Source organism: Xenorhabdus sp. KJ12.1 (assembly GCF_963876495.1).
GTDB lineage: Bacteria > Pseudomonadota > Gammaproteobacteria > Enterobacterales > Enterobacteriaceae > Xenorhabdus > Xenorhabdus stockiae.
On record NZ_CAWNQH010000107.1, the window covers coordinates 1 to 6,614 of the forward strand.

Genomic DNA, 6,614 nt, shown 5'->3' on the forward strand with positions numbered 1-6,614 from the left:
TTCTAAATTATACATGCCTGAGGATCTCCACGATTTTGTTTTCTTTAGCAAAAACTTTGATCGTGCCTCAGGCACTTTAGTTCCCTTCTTAAGCGAAGCTCAGGTTATTTATATAAAGAAGGGCTAGTACTACAGTCGTAACTGTCCCATGACCAGATATTCCTCTCGGCGGCGATAATGACATTGTTGAGCGCGATACTGATGTCGTCGTCGCCAGTTTGACCAAAATAAAATCTGTTCTCTCGTTTCTCCTGCCTTTTCCATCAGTTTTGACAGCAGCTTACGCAGTTCCGCTACACTCAGGGCTATCAGTCCCGCCGGCGTTTTTTTCTCCTGTATCCGCAAAACCGCCAGAACCGCATGCGCCAATAATGACAACGTAATATGCCGGTACCAACTCTGCCACTGCCGCACTTCGTAATGATCCAGACCGCACTCGCCTTTTGTTTCCTAAAAACTGCTCTCAATTTCCCAGCGATGGCCGGCCACCTGAATCAACGTCTTGAGATCGGCCTGCTCTTTAAGTGCATAGACAACATAGTAGGCCAGTTCCTGCTTCTCATCCCGGTTACGCCGGATCAGCAGATAATGACCATAACGCCGCTCCTCTTCACTCATTTGCAAGCGCCAGAGCGGGATCCGTGCCCAGTCATACCAACGTTCGCCTTTTGTTCCCAGCCCGGCTGACTGTTTTTCTCAGTCGTCATCGGTCAGACTGGCTGCAATGGTGTCTGCTCGGGTGTAGTGCGGTGTTTGCCACCAGAGCCATTCATTTTTGGGGATCGCTAAGACAAACGGTGGGTGCTGAGATTCCAGCCAGCATCGCAAGCGACGATCCTGTCCATAGACCGCATCAGCGGTGACCCAGCGACAGGGGATATTGGCCTTGAATGCCCGCGCCAGCATGTGCCGGGCGAGCTGGGGTTTCGTGGCAAAACTGACCGAGTCAGGCATGCCGGCGGCGTCACAGCGGAGACGATCCGTCGTCCACTGTTTAGGCAGATATAAAGCCCGGTCAATGAAGGCATGACCGCCGTTGCCGGCGTAACACAGGAAAACCCCTATCTGACTATTTTCAATCCGTCCAGCGGTGCCACTGTACTGACGCTGCACGCTGGCAGAATGCGTCCCTTTTTTGATAAAACCGGTTTCATCGATAATGAGGATACCTTGCTCATCCCCCAAATGTGCGGTGACATAATCACGTAAGATATCGCGGGCGGCTTCAGCATCCCAATGGGCCCGTTCCAGAAAATATTGAATGCCATCCGGTGAGCGTTCACCCAGCCATTCAGCCAGTTGCCAGCCGTTTTTACGTTCAACATCGCTGAGTAACCCACGAAGATACGCCAGACAACGTTGCTGAGAACTTGCAGAGCAAAATAGTGGGATCAGACGGGAATGAGCCAACAGAAGCGCCTGTTCCCAAAGATTGACAGGTGAGGCCATAGGGCACCTCCCTTAGGATGAGGAAGAAAGAAGATAGCTATCATGTCACAATGCCGGCTACGACTGTAGTACTAGACGGTCGCTAAATTCAATAATAAAACGACTCATCGCAAGATGCCAATCTTGAATCGGCATGGTCTATTTTTTAGACACGGCTTGAATTGCCAACCAGAGCACCTTTTTCACCGAGTCATCCGACGGGAATATTTTGCGTTTCTTGATAGCATGTCGAATGACACTGCTTAACGATTCGATGGCATTCGTCGTATAAATCACCTTCCGGATTTCAGCTAGATAGGCAAAGGACGTGGACAGATTGCCCTAGTTTTCTCGCCAGCTACGGCTGATTTGAAAATAACGCTCATCCCATTGTTCAGCAAAGATGTCCAAGACCTGAAAAGCTATTTCTTCTGTCGGGGCCTGATAAATCTGTTTGAGATCTTTGACAACCGCTTTGGCATCTTTCCAGGATACATAGCGTAGGTTATTACGTATCATATGAACAATACACAACTGAACCCGAGTGTGCAGATAAACCGTATTAATCGCCTCAGGAAACCCTTTTAGTCCATCTACACACGCGATGAAAATATCTTTCAGTCCCCGGTTATGAAGGTCTGTCAACACTCCGAGCCTGAACTTCGCCCCTTCATTCTCGGCCAGCCATAAGCCCAACAGCTCTTTGTGGCCTTCACTATTAATGCTTAACGCGATGAAGATCGATTTATTGCTAATCCGATTATCCTGACGCACTTTGACTACCAGGCAGTCCAGATAAACAATCGGGTACAGGCTATCCAATAGGCGGATTTGCCACTCAAGAACCTGTTCTTTGACTGCATCGGTGACTTTGGCAATCAGTGACGGTGAAACCTCTGCATCATAGAGCTCTTTGAAAGAGCCGGCGATATTGCGAGAGCTCATTTCCCTCGTGTACAGGGCCAGTATCTGGCTGTCAATGCCCGTAATCCACGTTTGACTTTTCCTGATGATTTGGGGTTCAAAGGTACTTTAACAATCGCAGGGGATTTGCAGTGTCAGTTCGCCTTCTTCAGTCAGTAACATTTTAGCGGAGTAACCATTGTGGATATTAGAGCCCGAGATTTTCTTACATAAAATACGACTTTAAATATGGGGAATTTCAGGCTGAAATCCTCACTAAAAATAAAGTAAAAACAATGTCATGAGTTATTTTTTCAATGCGGGGGATTTTATCTATTATGCAAAAAAATGACATTTTTCTCACCCTAAAGCAGAGGATATTAAATATCTTAGTTATGCGTTAATTACTATTTATTGCAGGCAAGTTTCATTACATCCATACATCTAGTTAATACTTTAATTGGGTGTTGAATGATGGAGTAAAACATGACGGATTTATATACGTCATGTTTTTTGTACGTAATTTTTTTGAAAAAACAAAAAAATTGAGTACATTATATAAAGTGTGTGATTTTCAAAAAAGGTTGTACGCATGAAGAAGAATTACGGTGGAGTCCTTGAAACAGCACAGCGAGCAGAAAAAATGCTCCAAGGAATGAGTAATCATATAGAACAACAGCGCATTGAATTTAATCAAACAGAATATTATCAAACATTCACAAAGAATACTGTGGCCAAAATGCCTATGCTAAATCGACGTTCCGTAGATCTGGCTGTCACTGAAATGGAAAAACAAGGATATGTGTTCGGGAAGCGCCAAACAGGTTCAACAATGCAATACGCATTAACGCTTCAAAATGTCATCGATGTATATAAACACCGTCAAATACCTACCTATCGGGATAAATGGAAAGAAGCCTTTACTATATTCGTAGTGAATCTGAAAGGTGGTGTATCCAAAACCGTGTCGACAGTTACTCTTGCTCATGGATTACGGGCGCATCCGACTTTAATTCATAACAATCTGCGTATTCTTGTTATAGATATGGATCCTCAGGCTTCCAGCACAATGTTCCTCAGCCACCACAATAGCATTGGCTCTATATTAGAAACAGCCGCACAGGCAATGCTGAACAACGTTAGCCGAGAACAATTAATTAAACAATTTATCAGACCAACAATGATGCCTGGTGTGGATGTGATTCCTGCATCAATTGATGATGCCTTTGTCGCAAGCGAATGGATCCAGTTGGTACAGGAGTATCTGCCCGGAATGGCTCCTTCTGAAGTCCTCCGCAAGACAGTGATTGACCGTTTATCGCATGATTATGATTTTATTCTTATTGACACGGGTCCTCACTTGGATGCATTCATGCTAAATGCGATTGCCGCCAGTAATATATTGCTAACTCCTACGCCACCGGCACAGGTCGACTTTCATTCCACAATGAAGTACTTGACTCGTCTGCCAGAAATGATTGAGCGGATTGAAAATGAAGGTATTGAATTACATTTGCGTGGCAATATTGGATTTATGTCAAAAATGGGGAATAAATACGACCACCTGACGTCACAGAGTTATGCACGAGAAGTATTTACCTCTTCAATGTTGGATGCTGCTCTACCAAGACTGGATGGTTTTGAACGTTGTGGGGAATCTTTCGATACAGTTATCAGTGCTAATCCAGCATCTTATCCTGGCAGCTCAGAAGCGCTGCGTAACGCAAAAAATCAGGCCGACATTTTCGTTCGAGCTGTTTTCGACAGAATTGAATATATCAGGAATCAACCGTGAATAAATCTATCCAACGAATTGGCAGAACAATGGGCAACTCTCCGTTAAGCAATATGATTTCAAATAAGGAAATTGAGAGCCGCACATTTACTTTGAGTTCAGGAAAAAAGGTGATTTTTACTCGCCAGCACATTCAGGCTGAATATATCAAAAATAAAACATTTGTTGATCCGACAATTAACGGCCGTGATCAAAGTATACTAACGAAAGAATCACTTCAGGATATTCTCAGGACAATTCATTTACAGCAATTTTTCCCCGCAATTGGTCGGAAAATCGGAGAAAAAATTGAAATCCTTGACGGTTCCCGTCGTCGCGCGGCTTGTTTGCTAAAAAATGTCGGGCTTGATGTATTGGTGACAACTGAGGAAATTAACATCACAGACGCGCGACAGCTCGCAGCTGATCTCCAAACAGCCAAAGAACATAATCTGCGCGAGCTGGGGAAACGCTACCAGTTAATGGAGAAAAGTGGAATGAACCGCAAAGAGATAGCCAAAGCAGAAGGCGTTTCCGCGGCAAAAGTAACCCGCGCTTTTCAAGCTGCAGCTGTACCGGATGAAATGATCGCTTTTTTTCCTGTAGTATCGGATTTAACGCTACCCGATTACAAATTTCTGCTTGAAATGGCAGAAGACATGGATCGCCGTAAAATCCCGCTCAATGAGATATTAGAAGAAATCCGAATAAAAATTTTAGAAACACCAATAGAAGAGGGGCCTTCTGACGCAGCGAAAGACGCGGTAATGGGTGTATTCAAGAGCGTCAAACTTTCCCGTAAGCCACAACCTGTAGCAAAAGCTGAAATAATAACACCTTTGAGCGTCTTTGAAGATAAACGCATTTATGCTCGTCGTAAGGAGAATACCAAAAACAGAACGCTCATTTATGAGTTCGCTCGCCTTGATAAAAAATTGCAATTGCGTATTGAGCAATCCATGCAAGAAATTTTTGCTGAATATAATAACGAAAAGAAATAACTATTCGTTGTTACTCGCTTTGCAGATTCTATGGCATGACTGGCAGCACATGAAATGGATCTGAGCAATACGTTCTTGATATTAATTTAAAAAAGAAGCTAATCATGACATTCGAACTACAGATTTACACTTCACTGCTTACCGATGTAAAAGAACGGATTCGTAGAGGTCAGATTAAAGCTGCTCAATCCGTTAATACTGAACTGATTCAGATGTATTGGGATATAGGGCATATTCTCCATGAACGCCAAAAGCAACAGGGGTGGGGTGCAGGGATCATCCCGAAGCTGGCACGAGATATTATTAATGAATTGCCAGAAATCAAAGGCTTCTCAGAACGAAATCTGAAGCGTATGTTACGTTTTTACCGAGAATATTCCTTATCATCAGAAATAGAAACGGCTGCTAATGGAGCAATTGTGCCACAACCTGTGGCACAATTGCCCTGGGGACATAATATCTTACTGATTGAGAAGATAAAGGATCAAACCGAGAGATTCTGGTACGCTGAACAAGTTTTGATACAAGGTTGGAGCCGTGAATCTTTACTTCAGATGATAAAAAATAATGCTTATACACGGCAGGGAGCTGTTGTTAGTAATTTCAATCATCGGTTACCTATATCTCAATCTGAATTAGTACAACAAACCTTGAAAGACCCCTATATCTTCGATTTTCTCACCTTGTCAGAACCTTTCAAAGAACGTGAACTGGAAACTGAATTACTCAAACATCTTGAAAAATTTCTGCTTGAACTCGGTGAGGGATTTGCTTTTGTAGGACGACAATATTCTATTACTGTAAGCGGACAAGATTACTATATTGACCTGCTTTTTTATCATCTGACTTTAAGAGCTTTTGTTGTAATTGAGTTGAAGCGAGGAGAATTCAAACCTGAGCATGCTGGTAAGATGAATTTTTACTGTTCTGTGGTCGACGAAAAGTTAAGGCATCCTACTGATCAACCAACTATTGGTCTGATTTTGTGCCAAACCAAAGATCGGATATTGGCAGAGTATTCCTTGCGCGGAATTCAAAAACCTATTGGCGTTTCAGATTACGAACTAACCCGTACACTACCGGAAGACTTGAAATCTAGTTTACCAAGCATCGAAGAATTGGAAGCAGAACTTAGTCATAATGATGAAAACTCGTAATGTATTTTTCTATTTTAGCAACCAAAGCATGTGCTAAGGTTCTATCGCGTTAACAGAGAGTTATCGAGCTACAGTTCCTGAATTGATTTTTATGCAGTTAGTCGACAGAAAAAGAGGGATCTAGTACTACAGCCGTAATGGCTGTGGAATAAGAGGGGTATCCCGGCGCCGATAATGACATTGTTGTGCGCGGTACTGATGTCGTCGTCGCCAGTTTGACCAAAATAAAATCTGTTCGACGGTTTCTCTGGTCTTTTTCATCAGTTTTGACAGCAGGTTACGCAGTTCCGATATGCTCAGGGCTATCAGTCCCTGCGGTGTTTTTTTTCTCCTGTATCCGCAAAACTGCCA

3 protein-coding genes and 3 pseudogenes are annotated in these 6,614 nt (G+C 43.4%); 3 read left to right on the forward strand and 3 right to left on the reverse strand.

From position 1 onward, the window contains the following. Positions 1-315: 315 nt before the first annotated feature. A pseudogene (locus AACS92_RS18695) lies at positions 316-1,449 on the reverse strand (IS701 family transposase); the annotation flags it as partial. A 57-nt stretch (positions 1,450-1,506) separates the two neighbouring features. Continuing rightward, positions 1,507-2,547, reverse strand: a pseudogene (locus AACS92_RS18700) (IS256 family transposase); the annotation flags it as partial. Positions 2,548-2,923: 376 nt separating this feature from the next. Here AACS92_RS18700 and AACS92_RS18705 point away from each other — a divergent pair. The 3 genes from AACS92_RS18705 to AACS92_RS18715 all read left to right on the forward strand — a co-directional run bounded on the left by AACS92_RS18705 (position 2,924) and on the right by AACS92_RS18715 (position 6,263). After that, on the forward strand, positions 2,924-4,126 hold the full coding sequence (locus AACS92_RS18705; RefSeq protein WP_099111927.1) for an AAA family ATPase: 1,203 nt from the start codon (positions 2,924-2,926) through the stop codon (positions 4,124-4,126). Further along, positions 4,123-5,106, forward strand: a complete 984-nt coding sequence (locus tag AACS92_RS18710; RefSeq protein WP_099111928.1) for a ParB/RepB/Spo0J family partition protein — start codon at positions 4,123-4,125, stop codon at positions 5,104-5,106. The genes AACS92_RS18705 and AACS92_RS18710 overlap by 4 nt, the downstream gene beginning before the upstream one ends. Positions 5,107-5,210: 104 nt before the next feature. Further along, the gene (locus AACS92_RS18715) at positions 5,211-6,263 is read left to right on the forward strand and encodes a PDDEXK nuclease domain-containing protein (protein WP_099111929.1); all 1,053 of its coding nucleotides are present in this window, start codon (positions 5,211-5,213) and stop codon (positions 6,261-6,263) included. A gap of 126 nt (positions 6,264-6,389) precedes the next feature. On the opposite strand, the pseudogene AACS92_RS18720 reads toward AACS92_RS18715, so the two are convergent. Then, positions 6,390-6,614, reverse strand: a pseudogene (locus AACS92_RS18720) (hypothetical protein); the annotation flags it as partial.